1 protein-coding gene is annotated in these 2,405 nt (G+C 73.0%); it reads right to left on the bottom strand.

Features of this window, described 5'->3' with window-relative positions:
* Nucleotides 1–2,405 (bottom strand): condensation domain-containing protein (locus ACLEQD_RS41435; protein WP_410391421.1); only part of this gene is annotated, 2,405 nt, incomplete at both ends.

Raw genomic sequence — 2,405 nt, forward strand, 5'->3', positions numbered from 1 at the left:
GCGCCTCGGGCGCGTTGCGCACCTGCGCCTCGAAGAGCGAGTGCACGCACGCTTCCGGGAAGGGCGCCCGCGTGGCGTTCCACGCCACCAGCACCTGCTCGCGCTCCTCCTCCGTGAGCAACGGCAGTGACGACACGCGCTGCTCCGGCTTCGCGACGAAGCCCTCCACCACCCGCCGCAGGTGCCGCATCATCCGCGTGACGGTGGACCTGTCGAACAGGTCGGTGTCGTACTCCAGCTCGCCCGTGAAGCCCTTCTCGGTCCGAGACAGCGAGAGCGTGAGGTCGAACTTCGCGGACGCGCCCGTGCGCTCCTCGACCTGCACCTTCACGCCCGCGAGCGAGAGGTCCACCTCCGGGATGTTCTGCATCAGGAACAGCACGTTGAACAACGGCGACTCGCGCAGGCTGCGCATCGGCCGGAGCTCTTCGAACGGCACGTACTGGTTCGCGAGCACCCCCAGCGTGGTGGTGCGCACGCGGCCCAGCAGCTCCCGCACGGTGGGCTCGCCGCCCATCCGGGTGCGCAGCACGAGCGTGTTGACGAAGAACCCGAGCAGCCCCTCCAGCTGCGCGTCGTTGCGTCCCGCGACGGAGGAACCGACGCTCACGTCGTCCTGACCGGAGTAGCGGCCAATCAACACCTGGAGCGCGCCGAGCAGGAACATGAAGGGCGTGATGCCCTCGCGCACGCAGAGGGCCTCCACGGCCTGCGTCAGCTCCAGGGGGAGGGCGACCGGCAGCAGCGCGCCGGGATGCGCCTCGCGCAGGCCTCGCGGACGGTCCGTGGGCAGCTCCAGCACGGACGGCATCCCCTCGAGCTGCTGGCGCCACCAGTCGAGCTGCCGCTCCTTCTCCGCGCCGGACAGCCACTCGCGCTGCCACACCGCGAAGTCCGCGTACTGGAAGGGCAGCGCGGGCAGGACGGGCTGCGTCCCCGCCACCAGGGCCCGGTAGGCCTCCGACAGCTCCCGCATCAGGATGCTCATGGACCAGCCGTCGAAGACGGCGTGGTGGAGGGTCAGCAGCACCAGGTGCTCCCGCGCATCCAGCACCAGCGCGGACACGCGCAGCAGCGGCCCCTCCTCCAGGTTGAACGGGAGCCGCACCTCCAGCTCCGTGCGGCGCTTCACCTCCGCGTCGCGCTGCTCCGGCGAAAGGGCGCGCAGGTCCACCACCGGCAGCACCAGCGGCTCGGGCGGCGCGATGACCTGCACGGGCCCGTCCGTGTCCGGCCGCAAGGTGGTGCGCAGCGACTCATGCCGGTGCACCACCCGCTCCAGGGCGCGGCGCAGGGCCTCCAGGTTCAGCGCCCCCGTCAGCCGCAGCGAGAACGGCATGTTGTACGCGGCCGAGCCCGGATCGAACTGCTCCAGCACCCAGAGCCGCTGCTGCGCGAAGGACACGGGCAGCTTCCGCGTGCGCGGCACCGGCACCACCGGGGGCGGGCCGGCGATGCCTGGATCCCTCGCCGAGGCCGCGATGCGCGCCGCCAGGTCCGCCACCGTGGGGGACTCGAACAACGCCTGCAGGGGCAGGTCCACCTGGTACGCCGTGCGCAACCGCGACGTCAGCCGCGTGGCGAGCAGCGAGTGGCCTCCCAGCTCGAAGAAGCTGTCCGTCGCGCCCACCCGCTGCACGTTCAGGAGCGACGCGTAGAGCTCCGCCACCTGCGCCTCCATCGGCGTGCGGGGCGCGACGAACTCGCGCGCGGCCTCGGTGGACACGTCCGGCGCGGGCAGGGCCTTACGGTCCACCTTCCCGTTGGGCGTCAGGGGCATGGCGTCCAGCACGACCAGCGCGGACGGCACCATGTACTCGGGCAGCCGCTCCTTCAGGAGCGCCCGCAGGGCCGGGGACTCCAGCGTCTGGCCGGGACGCGCCACCACGTAGCCCACGAGGCGCGCGTCGGCGGCGGCGCCGCGCACCACCACGGCGGCGTCGCGCACGCCGGGGGCCTGGCTCAGCACGGCTTCAATCTCCCCCAGCTCGATGCGGTAGCCGCGCAGCTTCACCTGGTTGTCGACGCGGTTGAGGTACTCCAGCACGCCGTCCGCCGCCCACCGCACGCGGTCGCCCGTGCGGTACACGCGCAGGCCCGGCACGCCGCCGTGCGCGTCCGGGAGGAAGCGCTCCGCCGTCTGGTCCGGCCGGTGGAGGTAGCCCCGGGTGACGCCCTCGCCCCCGATGAACAGCTCGCCCGGCACGCCGCGCGGCACCGGGTTCAGCCCGCTGTCCAGCACGTACACCCGCGTGCCGGAGATGGGCCGGCCAATGGGCACGCTGCCCGTGCCCGACGCCACCGCGTGCGCCGTGGACCACACCGTCGTCTCCGTGGGGCCGTACACGTTCCACAGCGCGCGGCAGCGCTGGAGCAGCGACTCGGCCAGCTCGCGCGGCAGCGCC

Source organism: Corallococcus sp. 4LFB (genome assembly GCF_046520365.1).
Classification (GTDB): domain Bacteria; phylum Myxococcota; class Myxococcia; order Myxococcales; family Myxococcaceae; genus Corallococcus; species Corallococcus caeni.